The organism is Rhodococcus sp. AG1013 (assembly GCF_003350365.1).
Lineage (GTDB): Bacteria > Actinomycetota > Actinomycetes > Mycobacteriales > Mycobacteriaceae > Prescottella.
The window spans coordinates 1-19,361 of record NZ_QQAT01000003.1 but is presented as its reverse complement, the minus strand read 5'-3'; the positions used below and the strand labels follow the sequence as shown (position 1 = coordinate 19,361).

The window sequence follows — 19,361 nt, the reverse complement described above, 5'->3', positions numbered from 1 at the left end:
TGAGGAGATCTTTGTGGCCCCACCGAATCTGACCCGCGAACAGGCCGCCGAACGCTCGGCGCTGCTGACCGTCGACAACTATCGCATCGAACTCGATCTCACCGACGGCGACGGCCGACCGGGCGAGAGCACCTTCCGGTCCCGCACCACCGTCACGTTCGCGGCGACGGCCGGAGCGTCGACGTTCATCGACATCATCGCCGACACAGTGCATTCGGCGGTCCTCAACGGCACCCCGGTCGACGTGTCGTCGTACGACGAGGCCACCGGGATCACGCTGAGCGGCCTCGCGGACAGCAATGAGCTCGTCGTCGAGGCCGACTGCCTCTACACCAACACCGGCGAGGGACTGCACCGCTTCGTCGACCCCACCGACAATGCGGTGTACCTGTACTCGCAGTTCGAAACCGCCGACGCCAAGCGGATGTTCGCGTGCTTCGACCAGCCGGATCTCAAGGCCACCTTCGACATCTCCGTCGTCGCGGCGGAGGACTGGAAGGTCATCTCCAACGCCGAGACCGTCGAGCCGCTGGCGGCCGCTCCGGGCCGCCACGTCTTCCGCACGACCCCGCGCATGAGTACGTACCTGGTGGCACTGATCGCCGGCCCGTACGCGCAGTGGACCGACAGCTATTCCGACGAGCACGGACACATCCCGCTCGGCATCTACTGCCGTGCATCGCTCGCCGAGTACATGGATGCCGAACGCCTGTTCACCGAAACCAAGCAGGGCTTCGGCTTCTACCACCGCAACTTCGGTGTGCCGTACGCGTTCGGCAAGTACGACCAGCTGTTCGTGCCGGAGTTCAATGCGGGCGCGATGGAGAACGCCGGCGCAGTGACCTTCCTCGAGGACTACGTGTTCCGCTCCAAGGTCACCCGCTACTCGTACGAGCGGCGCGCCGAGACGGTGCTGCACGAGATGGCCCACATGTGGTTCGGCGATCTGGTCACGATGCGCTGGTGGGACGACCTGTGGCTCAACGAGTCGTTCGCGACGTTCGCGTCGGTGCTGTGCCAGACCGAGGCCACCGAGTACACCAACGCATGGACCACCTTCGCCAACGTGGAGAAGTCCTGGGCGTACCGGCAGGACCAGCTGCCGTCGACGCATCCGATCGCCGCGGACATCCCCGACCTCGCGGCCGTCGAGGTGAACTTCGACGGCATCACGTACGCCAAGGGCGCCAGCGTGCTCAAGCAGCTCGTCGCGTACGTGGGCCAGGAGCCGTTCATGTCCGGCCTGCGCGACTACTTCGCCGAGCACGCGTTCGCGAACGCGACGTTCGACGACCTGCTGCGCGCGCTGGAGAAGGCGTCCGGTCGTGACCTGTCGAGCTGGGGCGCGCAGTGGCTCAAGACGACCGGCCTGAACATCCTGCGCCCGGACTTCCAGATCGAGCCGGACGGCACGTTCGCCCGGTTCGCCGTCCTGCAGGAGGGCGCCGAGCCCGGCGCCGGCGAGACCCGCGTGCACCGTCTCGCGGTCGGTGTCTACGACGACGACCCTGCCACCGGCAAGCTGGTCCGTACGCACCGCGTCGAGCTCGACGTCGAGGGCGCGAGCACCGACGTGCCCGAGCTGGTCGGGGTGCCGCGCGGCAAGCTGATCCTCGTCAACGACGACGATCTCACCTACTGCTCGCTGCGGCTGGACCGCGATTCGCTCGACACCCTGGTCGGCCGGATCGGCGACATCGCCGAGCCGCTCCCCCGCACCCTCGCATGGTCGGCGGCGTGGGAGATGACCCGGCAGGCGGAGATGCGGGCACGCGATTTCGTGAGCCTCGTCCAGCGCGGCATCGGCGCCGAGACCGAGGTGGGTGTCGTCCAGCGACTGCTGCTCCAGGCACAGACGGCGCTGTCGGCGTACGCCGAGCCCGGCTGGGCGGACGCATTCGGCTGGCCCGCGTTCGCGGACCGGCTGCTCGAGCTGGCCCGCGAGGCCGAGCCCGGCTCCGACCACCAGTTGGCGTTCGTCAACGCGCTCACCGGGTCGCAGCTGTCGGCATGGCACACCGAGGTGCTGCAGGAGCTGCTCGACGCCGACCCCGCGAAGCTCGGACTGTCCGGGCTGGTCGTGGACACCGACCTGCGCTGGCGGCTCGTCCACGCGCTGGCCGCGGCCGGTCAGGTGGACACGGACGGTACCGAGACGCCGTTCATCGACGCGGAGGCGGAGCGCGACCCCACCGCCGCGGGTGCCCGTCAGGCGGCGGCGGCGGCGGCGGCCCGGCCCCAGGCCGCGGTCAAGGAGCAGGCCTGGACGACCGTGTTCGACGACGACACCGTCCCGAACATCACCGCCCGCGCGATCATCGGCGGCATCGTCGCGCCCGGCCAATCCGAACTACTCGAGCCGTACGTGGCCCGATACTTCGCGGAGATCCCGGCGGTGTGGGAGCGCCGGTCGAGCGAGGTGGCGCAGACCGTGGTGGTCGGCCTGTACCCTTCCTGGTCGATCAGCGAGGCGTCCGTGGCCGCGGCCGACGAGTTCCTGTCGGGTGAGCACCCGCCGGCGCTGCGCCGCCTCGTCGTCGAGGGCAAGGCAGGCATCGTCCGGTCGCTGAAGGCCCGGGCGTTCGACGCGACCTGACCGACAGCGTCCGATCCCCGGAACGCCGATGACCCGATGTCACAGCGGTTCAGTTCGACTGAACGCATGTGACATCGGGTCACCGGGGTGAAGCGGAAAGTGCAGGGACTACTTCGGGGCGATCGCGGCGCTCATCACGCGCAGCGCCGAGACGAGACCGTCGATGAGGTCGCCCTCGCCGAAGGACGCGACGGCGGCGGTGACACCGAGCTGCGTGATCCGGTCGGTGACACGGTTCTCGACGCCGCGGCCACCACGGATCTCGACGACACGCTGGTTCGGCGACACGGCGATCAGGATCGATCGCTCGGCCTCCGGGGTGTTCGGGAAGACCGCGTCCGCACCGGCGGCCGGGTTCTCGCCCAGGTCACCGACGTAGATGTTGAAGCGCACCTTCGTGGCGCGCGTCGCGTCCGTGAGGGCGTCATCGAGGGCCACCAGCTGGTCGGTGGTGAAAGGCAGCAGGTCGTCGAAGGACTCGCCGATGCGGTGCACACCGGAGATGCGACCGCCGGAGGTCACGACGGTGCCCACCGGCAGATCCGCCGCCGCTACCGCCGAGGACTGGAGAACGTCACCACTTGCCACTTGCCGAACCTCCGATCAGATCTGCACCGGCAGCGTGTCCGGCGTGGTGACCATGCGAGGTCACCTCGTCGACAGCGCTCCACAGGACCGGCTGATGGGTCCAGCGCTGACCGAGGCGGTACTCGGTCGGAACGAAGCCGGGCGACTTCTTGGTCATGAAGGACAGTCCCGCGACGATCGCGATCACCAAGACGGGAATCCCTACGAATATCAGCACTGTCTCGAGAATGCTCACGACGCAAACCGTAGCCGAGTCCTGCCGAAATGGAAGCGTCGGGGCCGAATCATGCCTCGGCTCGCGTGGTGACACATAAATGCATCAGGCCGCACCCTCGCCCAGATAGGGCAGCCAGGTCGGATGCACCTCGGTGGTAGTCGACAGCAGCCGCCAGTGCGGACCGGACGGGGGCACCAGCGCGGTCCTGAGCGTCCACCCCAGTTCGGTGAGCAGTTTGTCCGCTTTGCGGTGATTACACGGCGCGCAGCACGCGACGCAGTTCTCCCACGAATGCCCGCCGCCGCGGCTGCGCGGCACGACATGATCGATGGTCTCGGCCTTGTCCCCGCAGTATCCGCAGCGGAAGCGGTCGCGGTGCATGAGCGCGGCGCGGGTCATCGGGACACGGGTCCGGTACGGAACCCGAACGTAGTTGCGGAGCCGGATGACGAAGGGCACCTGGAGGGAGTAGCCCTCCGAGTGGATCACGGGGCCGAGCGGGTCCTCGTGGACCGGGTCGGCTTTGTCGCAGACCATCAGCACGACGGCGCGTCGCGCGGGCAGAGCGGTGAGAGGTTCGAACGTGGCATTGAGCAGCAGCACCCGACGTTTGTTCCAGGAGGTCACGGTGCCGAGACCCGGCAGACCGAGCCCGGACGATCCGGGCTCGGGGATGACGTGCAGCGGAAAAGCCCCCGACGTGCAGTTTCCCCGCACATCAGTGGGCACGAGTTGTCGATGCGCTCGCGCGCTCTGTCGATGTGTCATGCGACCTCCGCGAAGACTGACCCCAGTTGACCACGGATGATCGGCTCCCGCACACCCATTTCCGCGAAAAATTTGCCGCACGGGCGGTGAACGAACGGTGCCGTGCACCACACCCGGACCGGCTCAGGCATCCTCGAGGCATGCTCGACTCGAAACCGGGCACAATGGGACGGGACATGACTGAAACGAACCCCACCACGCAGCAGACCTTCTACGAGGCAGTGGGCGGAGCCGAGACGTTCCGCAAGCTCACTGCGCGCTTCTACGAGGAGGTGGCGACGGACGAGGTGGTCCGGCCGCTGTATCCCGAGGAGGACCTCGGGCCGGCCGAGCGCCGCATGCGTATGTTCCTCGAGCAGTACTGGGGCGGGCCACGCACCTACTCCGAGGAGCGCGGACATCCCCGCCTGCGGATGCGCCACAATCCGTTCCGGATCGGCCCGATCGAACGGGACGCGTGGCTGCGCTGCATGCACACCGCGATCGCCTCGATCGATGAGCAGACGCTGGACGAACCGCACCGCCGCGCCCTGATCGACTACATGGACATGGCGGCCGCGTCGATGGTCAACTCGCCGGTGTAGCAGCCACAGTTTCCGGACGGATCGTTCGAAGGTCCTCGATGCGGCACTATGAATGACTGTGACGCCCCGCGAGGACCAGCCGACCAGCCGCATCACCGGCGACGCCCGTTCGTGGTGGTCCGACGCCGTTTTCTACCAGGTCTATCCGCGGTCGTTCTCCGACTCGAACGGCGACGGCATCGGCGATCTGGGCGGCGTGATCGACCGCCTCGGCTACCTCGAACTGCTTGGCGTCGACGCGCTCTGGCTCAGCCCCGTGATGCGGTCGCCGATGGCCGATCACGGCTACGACGTCTCCGATCCGCGGGACATCGACCCCCTGTTCGGCGACCTCGCGACGATGGACGAGCTGATCGTCGAGGCGCACGCGCGCGGCATCCGGGTCACGATGGACCTCGTTCCCAACCACACGTCCAGTGAGCATCCCTGGTTCCGGGAGGCCCTCGCCGACGGTCCGGGCAGCAGCACCCGAGACCGCTACATCTTCCGCGACGGCCGCGGCCCGGACGGCGCGCAGCCGCCCAACAACTGGCCGAGTGTCTTCGGCGGGCCCGCGTGGACGCGGATCACCGAGCCCGACGGCACCCCGGGCCAGTGGTACCTGCACATCTTCGCGCGCGAGCAGCCCGACCTGAACTGGGACAACCCCGAGGTGTTCGCCGACCTCGAGAAGACCCTGCGGTTCTGGTTGCACCGCGGCATCGACGGGTTCCGCATCGACGTCGCCCACGGCATGGCCAAACCGGAGGGGCTCCCCGACCACGACTGGAACACCAACGAGCTCCTGAAGAACGACGACGACGATCCGCGGTTCAACAACCCGGCGGTGCACGAGATCCATCGGGGGATCCGCCGGGTCATGAACGAGTACCCGCACGCAATGGCGGTCGGCGAGATCTGGGTGCGCGACAACGAGCGGTTCGGCGAGTACGTACGCCCCGACGAACTGCACCTCGGCTTCAATTTCCGGCTCGCCGAGACGGCGTTCGACGCCGACGCGGTGCGCGCCGCGATCGAGAACTCGCTCGACGCCGTGGCGCATGTCGGTGGCACCCCCACGTGGACACTGTCGAACCACGACGTGGAACGCGAGGTGACCCGGTACGGCGGCGGCCCCCGCGGCGTGACCCGCGCCCGCGCGATGGCACTGGTGGAGCTCGCGTTGCCGGGCGCGGCGTTCATCTACAACGGCGCCGAGCTCGGCCTCCCCAACGTCGATCTCCCCGACGCAGCCCTCCAGGACCCGACGTGGGAGCGATCCGGCCACACCGAGCGCGGGCGCGACGGGTGCCGGGTCCCAGTGCCGTGGGAGGGCGACCGACCGCCCTTCGGCTTCTCGACGTCGCCCGACACGTGGCTGCCGATCCCGCCGGCGTGGACTCCACTGACTGTGGAGTCCCAGCTCGAGGACGTCGACTCGACCCTGTCGCTGTACCGCGCAGCACTCGAGATGCGAGCCAACCTCCCGGAATGCTCCGGGCCCGGAATCGATTGGTACGGAAGCCCTCCCGGCTGCTTCGGGTTCCGTCGCAGCGGCGGCCTCATCTGTGTGTTGAACACGACGGACGCCCCGATCCAGCTGCCTCCGGGCACGGTGCTGCTCGCGAGTGCACCCCTCGCCGACGGGCTGCTGCCGGCCGATTCGGCGGCCTGGCTGGTCTGATTCGCGGGTCTCCCGCCCAGCGGGAGATTCGATTTCGGACCCCTCCGAGCGCTCCCTAGTGTCGTGGACGCGACGTGACGTGCCACACAGGCACTGTGTGCCGCGTCCCCCAGGCACCCCGAGGAGACCCGCGATGTCCGCGACCGATTCGATCCAGACCGACCAGTCCGCCGAGCCCACCTGGGATCACGAGGTGGATCTGCTGGTGGTCGGCAGCGGCGCAGGCGGTTTCACCGCCGCGCTGGCCGGCGCCGCCGAACGACTGGACACCCTGCTCATCGAGAAGGCGGGTGTCTACGGTGGCACCACGGCATTGTCCGGCGGCGGTGTGTGGGTACCGAACAACCCGCTGCTGATCCGCGAGGGCCTGGCCGACTCCCGCGAGGACGTCCGCCGCTACCTCGATGCGGTCCTCGGCGACCGGGTTCCGTCGGCGAACCTCGATGCCTTCATCGACGAGGGCCCCAAGACGCTCGCGTTCCTGGAGACGTCGAGCCGCCACATGCGATTCCAGTGGTGCACGGGCTACTCCGACTACCACCCCGAGCAGCCCGGCGGCCGTCCTGCGGGACGCACCATCGAGCCGCTGCCGGTCGACCTCAAGGAACTGGGCGCCGACCAGGATCTGCTGCGCCCGGCCGCGCTCGCGACCCCGCCCGGACTGTTCATCACGTCCAAGGACTTCGTGCAGCTCAACATGGTGATGCGGACGTGGAAGGCCCGGCGCACCGCGCTCAAGACCGGGTTCAATGCCGTCAAGGCGATCCTGCTGCGGCGCCATATGGACACCCTCGGCCGTGCCCTGATCGCCCGGCTCCGCCTGGCGCTCAAAGACGCCGGGGTGCCGCTGTGGCTGAACACGCCCATGCAATCCCTCGTGACGGATTCCTCGGGTGCCGTCATCGGACTGGTCGCCGAGCGCGGCGGCCGACCGGTGCGAATCCGGGCCCGCCACGGCGTGCTGCTCGCGACCGGCGGGTTCGAGTTCAACGACGACATGCGCAAGGCGAACCTGCCGGAAGGCGGCCGCGACAACTTCAGTGCCGCGTCGTCCGACAACACCGGCGACGGCATCATCGCGGGCCGGAACGTCGGCGCTGCAGTCGATCTCATGGACGACGCGTGGTGGATGCCGTCGTTCCAGCGGCCCGACGGCATCGTCCAGGTGATGGTCGCCGAGCGGTCCGTCCCGCGGTCGATCATCGTGGATCAGCACGGCAAGCGGTTCACCAACGAGGCCGCCCCGTACGTGACGTTCGTGCACGATCAGCTGGCCGGCGGTCACGAACCCACGTGGTTCGTCTTCGACGAGCGCGCCAAGAAGCGCTACCCGATCGGTGGCATCATGCCGGGCCGGAAGTTCCCCAAGGCGTGGATCGACGGCGGCCTGATCGCCGTCGCCGACACGATCGAGGAGCTGGCCCGCAAGATCGATGTCCCGGTCGCCGGACTCACCGAAACCCTCTCGCGTTTCAACGGATTCGCTCGAAACGGACGGGACGGCGACTTCCACCGCGGCGAGAGCGCGTACGACAACTACTACGGCGACCCGAGCCTGCCGCACCCCACGCTCGACGTCATCGACACCGCCCCGTACTACGCACTGCGGATGCGGACCGGAGACCTGGGAACCAAGGGCGGACTCATGTACAACGAGAACGGTCAGGTCCTGCGCGCGGACGGCAGCGTCATCGACGGCCTGTACGCGACCGGTAACACGTCCGCCTCGGTCATGGGCAACGACTACGCCGGCGCGGGTGCCACCATCGGTCCCGCGATGGTGTTCGGCTACATCGGTGCCCGCCACGCCTCCCGCGGCAAGTGACGTCGCGTCTCGGAAAGAAGGTTGAACCCATGAGTGAGGATTCGAATATGCTGTCCGACAAGGTCGTTCTCGTCACCGGCGGCGCCCGCGGCCTCGGCGCGGCATTCGCCCGCCAGATCGTCGAAACCGGCGGCAAGGTGGTGATCGCCGACGTCCTCGACGACGACGGCCGCGCCACGGCCGCCGACCTCGGCGACGCCGCACGTTACGTCCACCTCGACGTCACGGATGCCGAAGGGTGGCGTGCTGCAGTCGAATTCACGCTCACCAAGTTCGGAACGCTGAACGGCCTGGTCAACAATGCGGGCATCTCCACGGGCCAGTACATCGAGCACGAACCGCTCGAGCACTTCCGGAAGGTCCTCGACATCAACCTGGTCGGCGTCTTCAACGGAATCCAGGCGGTCGTCGCGCCGATGCGCGCGGCCGGCGGCGGATCGATCGTGAACATCTCGTCCGCCGCCGGGCTCATGGGATTGGCCCTCACGGCCGGCTACGGCGCCTCCAAGTGGGGCGTGCGCGGGCTGTCGAAGATCGCCGCCGTCGAACTCGGGACGGACCGCATCCGCGTCAACTCGGTGCACCCCGGCATGACGTACACGCCGATGACCGCCGACATCGGGATCCAGCCGGGTGAGGGCAACTTCCCCAACACCCCGATGGGGCGCGTGGGCGAGGCCGACGAGATCGCGGGCGCGGTGACGTATCTGCTCTCCGATGGGGCGTCGTACGTCACCGGCGCAGAGATCGCGGTGGACGGCGGCTGGACCACCGGTCCGACCGTGAATCGCGTCATGGGTCAATAGCGCCGTTCGGCAGAACCCCGGCCGTGGGTGCCCGCTTCGGGCAGCTAGCCCAGCCCACGGCCGGGGTTCGCCGCATCTCGGAACCCTTGACAAACTTGGTGCTCTGTCTCACTGTCGAAACATGACGACGACGATGTCCGGCCAAGCGTCCTACGTCCCCCGCTCGGGTGAGTCCTGGCGCGACCCGTGGGGGATGTATGCGGCCCTGCGCGACCACGATCCCGTGCACAACGTCGTGCCGGCCGACTCGCCCACGGACGATTTCTGGGTGCTCACCCGCCACGAGGACGTGTACGCGGCATCGCGGGACGCCGAGACCTTCTCGTCCGCCGAGGGGCTGACCATGACCTACGGCGAGCTCGACAAGATCGGGCTGCGGGACAATCCCCCGCTGGTGATGCTCGATCCGCCGGTGCACACCAACTTCCGCCGGCTGGTGGCGCGTGGCTTCACCCCGCGTCAGGTGGAGGCCGTCGAACCCGAGGTCCGCAGGTTCGTCGTCGAGCGACTCGAGGAACTGCGCGCCGCCGGCGAGGGCGACATCGTCACGGCCCTGTTCAAGCCGCTGCCCAGCATGGTGGTCGCCCACTACCTGGGTGTGCCGGCGGAGGATCGCGGCCAGTTCGACGGCTGGACCGACGCGATCGTCGCGGCCAACGCCACCGGCGATCCGCTCGAGGCGGCAACCGCGGTCGGCGACCTCATGGGCTACTTCGGCGGCCTCATCGAGCGCCGCCGAGCCGAGGCCGACGCAGGCAATTCCGGCGACGACACCATCTCGCATCTCGTCGCGGCCGGGATGGGCTCCGACGGCGACTTCGCGGGCATCCTGTCGATCCTCGGATTCGCGTTCACGATGGTCACCGGCGGCAATGACACCACCACCGGAATGCTCGGCGGCGCAGTGCAACTGCTCACGCAGCGCCGGGACCAGCGTCAGCTGCTGCTGGACGATCCGTCGCGCATCAACGTCGCCATCGAGGAACTCCTGCGACTGACGTCCCCCGTGCAGGGCCTGGCCCGCACCACCACCCGCGACGTCACCATCGACGACGTCCCCATTCCCGCGGGACGCAAGGTGCTGTTGGTGTACGGCTCCGCGAACCGTGATCCCCGCGTGTACGGCCCGGATTCCGAGGAACTCGACGTGCTGCGTAACCCGCGGCAGATCATGACCTTCAGCAACGGCAACCACCACTGCCTCGGTGCGGCGGCCGCCCGCATGCAGGCGCGGGTGGCGCTCGAGGAACTGCTCGCCCGATGCCCGGACTTCGAGGTCGACATCGACGGTGTCGAGTACGCCGCCGGCAACTACGTCCGCCGGCCCACCCACGTCCCGTTCCGAGCCGTCGGACGATGACCTCCGAAACCGTCGGGGCGCCCGGCACTTCCGGATCCTGGCTGCAGGACGAACGCAACGAGGCGGCGGCCGGGAAGATCCTCGACGCCGCCGCCGAGTTGTTCGTCGAACGCGGTGTCTCGGCAACGGGAATGGCCGAGGTCGCCAAGGCCGCCGGGTGTTCGCGCGCCACGCTGTACCGCTACTTCGAGAACCGTCGCGCGCTGCACCGGGCGTACGTCCACCGGGAGGCACGTCGACTCGGTGAGCAGATCGCCGCGAGGGTCGCACCCATCGACGACGCCCGGGCGCGGGTGACCGAGGCCGTCCTGCTGGCGATCGACGAGGTTCGCTCCACCCCGACACTGGCGGCGTGGTTCGGCCTCGGCGACGCCGGCCTCGCATCGGAACTGGCGAGCACGTCCGAGGTGATCGAAGTGATCGGCACCGCATTCCTCGCCGATGTCTGGCACAGCGATCACGCCGAAACCGTCCGCCGCGCACGCTGGTTGGTACGCGCCATCGTCTCGCTGCTGACGGTGCCCGGTGCCGACGCCGCGGACGAGCGGACGATGGTCGAGCAGTTCCTGGTGCCGGTGCTGATCGCCCCCGGGACGGCCGACCGTCCTACGCCGTGAAGAGCGGGATCGCGCCCGCACGGCGCGCGTAGACCGACCCGAACCGGGCGTCCAGGCGCACCCACGACGGGTGGGCGCGCACCCGGACCAGTTCGTCCTCGGCGATGCGGTCCAGTTCGGTGTCGGCGGTCGCGGCACCGCCGTCGGCCAGCGGCACGAATCCCATTCCGGTGAGCGCGAACACGGTGCGCATCGAGACGTCGACCCGGGCATCCCCGCCCTCGACCTCGAGAACCTTCTGCTCGAGCAGCGACGTGGGCGGGCCCTGCGCGCTGCCGTGCTCCTTCGCCAGCGCGGCGCCGCGCTGCGCCAGCCCGAGCAGGACCCGGGCGGGCACGTCGTCCACGTGCACGAATCCCGACTCGGGCGGCAACGCGCCGCGCCACGCCGAATCCATCGCGAAACCCGGGTCGATCTCCGCGCCTGCACCGGGCTCCGACAGCGCCCGCAGCAGGACGTCGGCACCCGCCGTCGTGTCCTGCGGACGAATCCCACCGGCCACGACTCGCGCCGCGATGGCATCGAATCCTGTTGCCGCCCAGACAGACAGCCTGCCGTCCGACCGCTGCCGCAACCGCACCACCGCGGCCTCGTCGAGACGCAGGGCGCGCCCGACGAACACCGCCAGATCGGCGCGATCCGCGGGGCCCGGAACCGTCAGAACGCGCTCACGCACGCTTCCAGCTCTCCAGGTACTCGCGCTCGGGGGCCGTCAGCCGACGCAGCCGCTGGGTGCCGATGTCGAAGGCCGCGATCTGGGTGGACGCGACGATCGCCGGCGGCGTCGTGGGCGCGGCGCCCCCGGGCCGGACCTCGTACGCGATCGTGAAGTCGACGGCGCGGACCTGCTCGATCCACATCAACACGTCGAGCGGGCTGTCGTCGTGCCGGAGCTGTCCGCGGTAGCGCACGTGCAGGTCGGCGATCACCGCGCCGTCGCGCAGCGTCACCGTCGGCGAGTTGTCCTCGAACAGCCACGGGATCCGCGCCTCCTCGAGCAGCGTCACCATCCGCGCGTGGTTGATGTGCTGGAACGCGTCCATGTCGGACCAGCGCACGACCACCTTCGTGTGGAATCCGACGTGCGTGCCGACGACCGCGCCGTTCGATCCCGCTTCCTGCGAAACGCTCAGTAATGACTCTCGCGACCCGCTCAACGTCCAACCTCCGATCGGGTGCCCACTCCCCGCACCATGCTGCGTACCTGACGCGCCGCCACCGAGAGCGTCGCGAGGTCCAGCGTTCCAGACTCGAAGATCTCCGCGAGCGCGGACCTCGCCCGCGCCAGTCGCGACGCGTTGGTCGACTCCCAGTAGTCGATCTTCTCCTGCGACGTCTCCGTCGGTTCACCGCCGACCAGCACCTCCAGCGTCAGCGAGCGCAGCGACCCGTACAGGTCGTCCCGCAGCGCGAGCCGCGCCAGCGAATGCCAGCGGTCGCCGCGCGCCAGATCGGAGACCGCCGTGAGCAACCAGTCGATGCCCAGGTGCGCGTCGAGCGAGTAGTACAGCTCGGCTACCTCCTCGCCGTCCCGCTCGCAGATGTCGGCGACGTCCATGATGTCCAACAGCGGATACAGGTCCAGCAGGCGGTACACCTCGAGTGCGAGATCCCGTGGTGCGCCGTCCGCGATGGCCGCCCGCGACCGCTTCTCGAGGTCCGTCACATGGTGTCCGCGCAGCCAACCGGGAACCTTCGGCGCCAGCCGTCGGTACCCGGTGGAGTAGCGGCTGATCTCGGCGCCGACCGCGATCGGCTGCGGCCGGCTCGACAGGAACCACCGCGATGCCCGGTCGAGCACCCGGCGCGACTGCAGCATCAGCACGTCCGAGACGGCCGACGGCATGTCGGCGACGCGGACCCGCTCCCACACGTCGTGCAGGCCGAAGATCTCGGTGGCCGCCGCGTAGGCGCGGATCGCGTCCGTGCTCGACGCGCCGGCGTCCTCCGCGAGCCGGTAGGCGTAGGTGATGCCGCCGTTGTCGATCGCCTCGTTCGCGAGCATCGTCGCGACGATCTGCCGCCGGAGCGGGTGTGCGCGGATCGCCGAGTTGAACCGCTCACGCAGGGGCAGCGGGAAGTAGCCGGGCAGCCTGGACGCGAAGAAGTCGCTGTCCGGCAGTTCGGTCCCGAGCAGGTCCTGTTCGAACGCCAGCTTCACGTGCGCCATCACGGTCGCCAGCTCGGGTGACGTCAGGCCGGCGCCGGCCTGAGCCCGACGGTTGAACTCCGCCTCGGTGGGCAGCGCCTCGAGCTTCCGGTCGAGGCCGTGGTGCGAGATCAGGGTCGCGATCAGTCGACGGTGCACGCCGAGCGTCTGCGACGCACTGGCGCGGGACATACCCAGCTGGTTGTTCTGGGCGATGTTGTCCGCCAACACCAGTCGCGCCACGTCGTCGGTCATCGACTCGAGCAGAGGATCACGGTCGTCCTGCCCGAGAGCCCCGCTGCTGACCAGCGAGTCGAGCAGGATCTTGATGTTGACCTCGTGATCGGAGCAGTCGACCCCGGCCGAGTTGTCGATCGCGTCGGTATTGATCTTGCCGCCGTGCAAGGCGTACTCGATCCGACCGAGTTGCGTGACACCGAGATTGCCGCCCTCCCCGACCACGCGGGCCCGCAGGTCGGCTCCGTGCACCCGCACGGCGTCGTTGCTCTTGTCGCCCACGGCCGCGTCCGACTCGGACGCCGCCTTGACGTAGGTGCCGATACCGCCGTTCCACAGCAGATCCACCGGCGCGGTCAGAATCGCCTTCACCAGGTCGGGCGGTGCCATCGTGGTCACGTCGGCGTCGAGTCCGAGCGCCTCGCGCACCTGGGCACTGACGGGCACCGACTTCGCGGTGCGGGCGTAGACGCCACCGCCCTCGCTGATGAGAGCGGAATCGTAATCCGCCCACGACGACCGCGGCAGCGCGAACATCCGGCGCCGCTCGGCGAACGAGCGGGCCGCGTCCGGATCGGGATCGAGGAAGATGTGGCGGTGGTCGAACGCGGCCACCAGTCGGATGTGTTCGCTCAGCAGCATGCCGTTGCCGAACACGTCGCCGCTCATGTCACCGATCCCGACCACCGTGAAATCGTCTGCCGCAACGTCGAGTCCGAGTTCCCGGAAGTGCCGCTTGACGCTCTCCCACGCGCCGCGGGCGGTGATGCCCATCTCCTTGTGGTCGTAGCCGGCCGAGCCTCCCGACGCGAACGCGTCGCCGAGCCAGAAGCCGTAGCTCGCCGCAACGTCGTTGGCGATGTCGGAGAACGTGGCCGTCCCCTTGTCGGCCGCGACCACGAGGTACGTGTCGTCCTCGTCGCGCCGGACCACCCGCTGCGGCGGCACGACGGCGCCGCTCACGCGGTCGACGTTGTCGGTGACATCGAGCAGGCCCGAGATGAACGTCCGGTAGCAGGCGATGCCCTGATCGCGCACGGCCTGCCGGTCGACACCCGGATCACCCGTCGGCGCAACGGGTTGCTTGACGACGAACCCACCCTTCGAGCCGACGGGCACGATCACCGCGTTCTTGACCGCCTGGGCCTTGGCGAGGCCCAGGATCTCGGTGCGGAAGTCGTCTCGCCGGTCCGACCAGCGCAGGCCGCCGCGCGCGACGGGACCGAACCGCAGGTGGACGCCCTCGACCTCGGGCGAGTACACGAACACCTCGAATCGCGGCCTCGGCTTGGGCAGTTCCGAGATCCGACTCGGCTCGAACTTCAGGGACAGGAAGTCCCGCGGTGCGCCGTCGTCGCCGCGCACGAAGTGGTTGGTGCGCAGTGTCGCCTGCACCAGACCGAACAGCGCGCGCAGGATGCGGTCCACATCGAGGCTCACCACCTCGCCGATCGTGGCCCGCAGGTCGCGCTCGAGGGCCCTGGCCTGCTTCGGGGATGCGGCCTCCGGGTCGAACAGGGCCTCGAACAGGTCGATCAACGACCGGGCGATCTCCGGGTGCGCCAGCACCACCGACTCGATGTGCACCTGGCTGTACGCGAACCCGGCCTGCCTCAGGTACTTCACGTACGCCCGCAGGACCGACACCTGATGCCAGTCGAGACCCGCCCGCAACACCAACTCGTTGAACCGATCCGCCTCACAGAGCCCGTGCCACACCGCGGTGAACGCCGCCGTGAAGCGGGACCGCAGCAGCTCCCCCGGGCCACCGTCACGGAGATCCTCGATCGAGTCGCGCAGCAACTCCGGAGGCACGGACAAGCCGAAGTCGTATATCCAGCAGTGCATCCCGTCCGGCCGCACGATCAGGTACGGCCGCTCGTCGAGGACCTCCACCCCGAGGCTGTGCAGCACCGGGAGCACGTGCGAGAGCGAGATGCCCTCGCCCGCGAGGTACAGCGCGAACTGCCACTGCCCCTCCGGCGCCGAACTGTCGTGATAGAGCCGCAGAGCGATCGCGTCGGGCTGCAGGGCGCAGAGCCGGCCGATATCGGCGATCGCTCGTCCCGCGTCGAAGTCCTCCTTGTAGCTCTCCGGAAGGATCGCGGCATACTGTTGCGCCAGAACAGGGTCCACCGACGGATCATCGGCGACCGTATCCGCGAAATGGTCGTCCCAGCTGCGGCTCGCCGCGGCCAGCAGGTTCTGGATCCGCAGCCGGTTCGCCTCCGACGTATCGACCGGCGCGTGCGGGCGCCCGACCGGTTTGCGAATCGTCACGTGCAACAGGGCCAGATCGCCCTCGGTGACACGCGCGGTGTATTCGAGCGAGCCACCGCCCAGCTCGTCGAGCAGGATCTGTTGCATCGCCAGCCGCACCCGCGTCGTGTAGCGATCCCGCGGGAGATAGACGAGACACGAGACGAACCGGCCGAATCCGTCCTCCCGCATGAACAACCGGACCTGACGGCGAAGCCCGATGTTGAGCACCGCGGTGATCGTGTCGAGGAGCGTGTCGGTGTCGATCGAGAACAGTTCGGTGCGGGGGAACGACTGGACCACCTCGAGCATCGCCTGCCCCGAGAACGACCCCAGGTCGAACCCGGCCCGTTCGATCGCCGTCCGCACGCGCCGCGCGATCACCGGGATCTCGAGGACGTTCTCGTGCATCGCGGTCACCGTGAACACCCCCAGGAAGCGGTGTTCACCGACGATCGCGCCGTCGTCGGCGAGGATGCTGACCCCCACGAAGTACGGATACACCGAGCGGTGCACGGTCGCCGGCGCCGATCCCTGCGTCAGCACCAGCAATGGCCGATCCGGAATATCAGCCGCGAGAGGAAGATTGACGCGCTCGTCGGCGAGAACGTCCGACCGCAGCACGCCCAGGCCGCTGTCCGGCACCGACCGCTGGGCCCGTCCGCCGGCCGTGTCCCGCTCGCCCAGCTCGTAGCGCCGATACCCGAGCACCGCGTAGTGACCGTCGGCCAGCCAGCGCAACAGGTTCGCGCAGTCCTTCAGCTCGTCGGCCGACCGCCCGGGCGGTGGGTCGCCCGCACGGACGTCGAGTTCGGTCGCGAGCACCAGCTGCAGGGCCCGCATCGATTCGGTGTCGGCCACCACCTGACTCACGTCCGAGAGGACGTCGCCGATGGACGCCTCGAGTGCGTCGAGCACCGCGCCCTCGGTCGCCGGATGCAGCTGCACATGCATCCACGACTCTTCCAGGCAGCCGGGAGACGGATCGTGGATCGACGCGGCCGGCAGAACCGCCTCCAGATCGCCGGCGGCGTCGCGGCGCACCGCGAAGATCGGGTGCACCACCTCGCTGATGGCCGCGTCGAGGCGGCCGACGAGGGCGGTGACGGACTCGACGAGCAGCGGCATGTCGTCGGTGACGATCTGCAGCGCCGCGCCGAGCCCGGTGCCGTCCGACGGGCGGTGGACCCGAGTCACGGCCCACCCCGGTTTCCGGTGGCGGGCGAGCGTGACGTGCTCGCGCAGAATGGCGTCCGAACGACCGTTCAGGACGCTGTCGCCTTCACCGGCCGACGTGTGGCGGAAGTAGGCGGCAGCGAGATCCGGCAGACAGGCCCGCAACTCGGCGGGCAGTTCGAGAGACCAGTCGGAATCGGCAGAATCCGTCATTACGACGCTCCATCCCTGTTCGAGGTCACCGCGGGTGGCTCACTGGCGAGCCTAACCGCGGTGACCCCGAGCGGGGTGGATCTCCCGTCCGACCGGGGTGTGCGAGGTCTTCGGTGCCGCTACGCGGGCGCCGCCGCCGGCAGGTAGCGACCCAGAACCGCGCGCTCGGGCTCGGTGAGCGGTCGCGACCGCTCGGCCCGGACATCGAACGCCACCATCAGGGCGTCACCGGATGCACACACGTTGCCGTCCGCGTCCTCGATGACGTGGCGCAGGGTGAACGACGACGTCCCCAGGTGCACCACCGACACCGTCACCCGGACCGTGCCGGAGGTGGCGGTGATGGGACGGAGGAACTCGGCGTCCATCTTGCGGACGACGGCCGCCCCGGGTGCGGCGTCCACGGACGCCGCACCCTCGGCCAGGAAGAGCGAACGCGCCTCCTGCAGGTACTCCACTATGCGGGTGTTGTTGACATGTCCGAGCCTGTCGGAGTCACCCCACCGCACCTGGATCTCGCAGCTGTAGACCAGGGACGGAGCGGACACGGGATCAGTCCCGGGTGAGCTTGCGGTGCGTGACGCGATGCGGACGGGCCGCGTCGGCGCCGAGGCGCGCAACCTTGTTCTCCTCGTATGCCTCGAAGTTGCCCTCGAACCAGTACCAGGCGGCCTCGTTGTCGCCGAAGGCACCTTCCCACGCCAGGATGTGCGTGCAGGTCCGGTCCAGGAACCAACGGTCGTGGGAGATCACGACGGCACAGCCGGGGAACTCCTGCAGCGCGTTCTCGAGCGAGCTCAGGGTCTCGACGTCGAGGTCGTTGGTCGGCTCGTCGAGCAGGATCAGGTTGCCGCCCTCCTTGAGGGTCAGCGCCAGGTTCAGGCGGTTGCGCTCACCACCGGAGAGCACGCCCGCCGGCTTCTGCTGGTCCGGGCCCTTGAAACCGAACGCGCTGACGTAGGCACGCGACGGCATCTCGTTCTGGCCGACCTCGATGAAGTCGAGTCCGTCGGAGACGACCTCCCACACGTTCTTCGTCGGGTCGATGTTGGCGCGATTCTGGTCGACGTAGCTGAGCTTGACCGTCTCGCCGACCTTCACGGTGCCGGAATCCGGCTGCTCGAGCCCGACGATGGTCTTGAACAGCGTGGTCTTGCCGACGCCGTTGGGGCCGATCACACCGACGATGCCGTTGCGCGGCAGCGTGAACGAGAGGTCCTTGATGAGCAGACGGCCGTCGAAGCCCTTGTCGAGGTTCTCGACCTCGACCACCACGTTGCCGAGGCGCGGCGGGGTCGGGATCTGGATCTCCTCGAAGTCCAGCTTGCGGTGCTTCTCGGCCTCCGTGACCATCTCGTCGTAGCGGTCGAGGCGCGCCTTGTTCTTCGCCTGACGGGCCTTGGCGCCCGAGCGGACCCACGCGAGCTCGTCCTTGAGGCGCTTCTGCAGCTTCTGGTCCTTCTTGCCCTGGACCTCGAGACGGGCGGCCTTCTGCTCCAGGTAGGTGGAGTAGTTGCCCTCGTAACCGTGCAGGCGTCCGCGGTCGACCTCACAGATCCACTGCGCGACGTGATCGAGGAAGTAGCGATCGTGGGTGACCGCCAGGATGGCGCCGGGGTAGGCGGCCAGGTGCTGCTCGAGCCACAGGACCGACTCGGCGTCGAGGTGGTTGGTGGGCTCGTCGAGGAGCAGCAGGTCGGGCTTGCTCAGCAGCAGCTTGCACAGCGCGACGCGGCGCTTCTCACCACCGGAGAGGTGGGTGACGGGCTCGTCCGGCGGCGGGCAGCGCAGCGCGTCCATCGCCTGCTCGAGCTGCGAGTCGATCTCCCACGCGTTGGCATGGTCGAGCTTCTCCTGAAGGGTGCCCATTTCCTCCATCAGCTCGTCCGAGTAGTCGGTGGCCATCAGCTCGGCGATCTCGTTGTACCGCTTGAGCTGCACCATCGTTTCGCCGAGACCCTCCTCGACGTTCTCGCGGACCGTCTTGGTCTCGTCGAGGTGCGGCTCCTGCATCAGGATGCCGACCGATGCGCCGGGCGCGAGGAAGGCCTCGCCGTTGCCCGGCTGGTCCAGCCCGGCCATGATCTTGAGGATGCTCGACTTACCGGCGCCGTTCGGGCCCACCACACCGATCTTGGCGCCCGGGTAGAAGCTCATGGTGACGTCATCGAGGATGACCTTGTCGCCATGCGCCTTGCGCACCTTTTTCATCGTGTAGATAAACTCAGCCACCAGCACTCCTCGTTTTGAATCCCGTCCATGCAGGTCAGCCCATACGGCGACCCGCTACGCGAGTGCCAGCC

The 19,361-nt window shown here is 68.7% G+C and carries 15 protein-coding genes; 7 read left to right on the top strand and 8 right to left on the bottom strand.

Features of this window, described 5'->3' with window-relative positions; all coding sequences use genetic code 11:
- Positions 1 to 13 precede the first annotated feature (13 nt).
- Positions 14 to 2,596: an aminopeptidase N gene (gene pepN, locus DEU38_RS04925; RefSeq protein ID WP_114719019.1), complete on the top strand. Its 2,583-nt coding sequence runs from the start codon at positions 14 to 16 to the stop codon at positions 2,594 to 2,596.
- Positions 2,597 to 2,704: 108 nt separating this feature from the next.
- On the opposite strand, the gene DEU38_RS04920 is transcribed toward pepN, so the two are convergent.
- The 3 genes from DEU38_RS04920 to DEU38_RS04910 all read right to left on the bottom strand — a co-directional run bounded on the left by DEU38_RS04920 (position 2,705) and on the right by DEU38_RS04910 (position 4,169).
- The gene (locus tag DEU38_RS04920) at positions 2,705 to 3,184 is read right to left on the bottom strand and encodes a DUF5130 domain-containing protein (RefSeq protein ID WP_114719018.1); all 480 of its coding nucleotides are present in this window, start codon (positions 3,182 to 3,184) and stop codon (positions 2,705 to 2,707) included.
- The gene (locus tag DEU38_RS04915; RefSeq protein WP_114719017.1) at positions 3,171 to 3,419 is read right to left on the bottom strand and encodes a hypothetical protein; all 249 of its coding nucleotides are present in this window, start codon (positions 3,417 to 3,419) and stop codon (positions 3,171 to 3,173) included. Before DEU38_RS04915 ends, DEU38_RS04920 begins: the two co-directional genes overlap by 14 nt.
- An 84-nt stretch (positions 3,420 to 3,503) precedes the next feature.
- Positions 3,504 to 4,169 carry an HNH endonuclease gene (locus DEU38_RS04910; RefSeq protein WP_114719016.1) on the bottom strand — a complete coding sequence of 222 codons (666 nt, stop codon included), beginning with the start codon at positions 4,167 to 4,169 and terminating at the stop codon, positions 3,504 to 3,506.
- Positions 4,170 to 4,345: 176 nt separating this feature from the next.
- Between DEU38_RS04910 and DEU38_RS04905 the strand changes: the two genes are divergently transcribed.
- The 6 genes from DEU38_RS04905 (at position 4,346) to DEU38_RS04880 (ending at position 11,024) form a co-directional block, all read left to right on the top strand.
- A complete protein-coding gene (locus DEU38_RS04905) occupies positions 4,346 to 4,753 on the top strand; it encodes a globin (protein WP_174911480.1) in 408 nt (135 codons plus the stop codon).
- A 52-nt stretch (positions 4,754 to 4,805) separates the two neighbouring features.
- Positions 4,806 to 6,416, top strand: coding sequence for a glycoside hydrolase family 13 protein (locus DEU38_RS04900; protein WP_114719014.1), 1,611 nt, complete (start codon positions 4,806 to 4,808; stop codon positions 6,414 to 6,416).
- A gap of 133 nt (positions 6,417 to 6,549) precedes the next feature.
- On the top strand, positions 6,550 to 8,241 hold the full coding sequence (locus tag DEU38_RS04895) for an FAD-binding protein (RefSeq protein WP_114719013.1): 1,692 nt from the start codon (positions 6,550 to 6,552) through the stop codon (positions 8,239 to 8,241).
- A gap of 29 nt (positions 8,242 to 8,270) precedes the next feature.
- The gene (locus tag DEU38_RS04890; protein ID WP_114719378.1) at positions 8,271 to 9,047 is read left to right on the top strand and encodes an SDR family oxidoreductase; all 777 of its coding nucleotides are present in this window, start codon (positions 8,271 to 8,273) and stop codon (positions 9,045 to 9,047) included.
- A gap of 121 nt (positions 9,048 to 9,168) precedes the next feature.
- Positions 9,169 to 10,407 carry a cytochrome P450 gene (locus tag DEU38_RS04885; RefSeq protein ID WP_114719012.1) on the top strand — a complete coding sequence of 413 codons (1,239 nt, stop codon included), beginning with the start codon at positions 9,169 to 9,171 and terminating at the stop codon, positions 10,405 to 10,407.
- Entirely contained in the window at positions 10,404 to 11,024 is a 621-nt protein-coding gene (locus tag DEU38_RS04880) for a TetR/AcrR family transcriptional regulator (protein WP_114719011.1), read from the top strand. The genes DEU38_RS04885 and DEU38_RS04880 overlap by 4 nt, the downstream gene beginning before the upstream one ends.
- Here DEU38_RS04880 and DEU38_RS04875 read toward each other — a convergent pair.
- From DEU38_RS04875 to ettA, 5 genes are all read right to left on the bottom strand, one after another.
- The gene (locus DEU38_RS04875) at positions 11,014 to 11,700 is read right to left on the bottom strand and encodes a hypothetical protein (RefSeq protein ID WP_114719010.1); all 687 of its coding nucleotides are present in this window, start codon (positions 11,698 to 11,700) and stop codon (positions 11,014 to 11,016) included. The two genes, DEU38_RS04880 and DEU38_RS04875, sit on opposite strands and share 11 nt — an antisense overlap.
- Positions 11,693 to 12,157: a thioesterase family protein gene (locus tag DEU38_RS04870; RefSeq protein ID WP_258557666.1), complete on the bottom strand. Its 465-nt coding sequence runs from the start codon at positions 12,155 to 12,157 to the stop codon at positions 11,693 to 11,695. The genes DEU38_RS04875 and DEU38_RS04870 overlap by 8 nt, the downstream gene beginning before the upstream one ends.
- Positions 12,158 to 12,177: 20 nt before the next feature.
- Entirely contained in the window at positions 12,178 to 17,058 is a 4,881-nt protein-coding gene (locus DEU38_RS04865; protein WP_114719009.1) for an NAD-glutamate dehydrogenase, read from the bottom strand.
- Positions 17,059 to 17,177: 119 nt separating this feature from the next.
- Complete coding sequence (locus DEU38_RS04860; RefSeq protein ID WP_114719008.1) at positions 17,178 to 17,606, bottom strand: thioesterase family protein; 429 nt, start codon at positions 17,604 to 17,606, stop codon at positions 17,178 to 17,180.
- A gap of 4 nt (positions 17,607 to 17,610) precedes the next feature.
- Complete coding sequence (ettA, locus tag DEU38_RS04855; protein ID WP_114719374.1) at positions 17,611 to 19,290, bottom strand: energy-dependent translational throttle protein EttA; 1,680 nt, start codon at positions 19,288 to 19,290, stop codon at positions 17,611 to 17,613.
- Between the last annotated feature and the right edge of the window lie 71 nt (positions 19,291 to 19,361).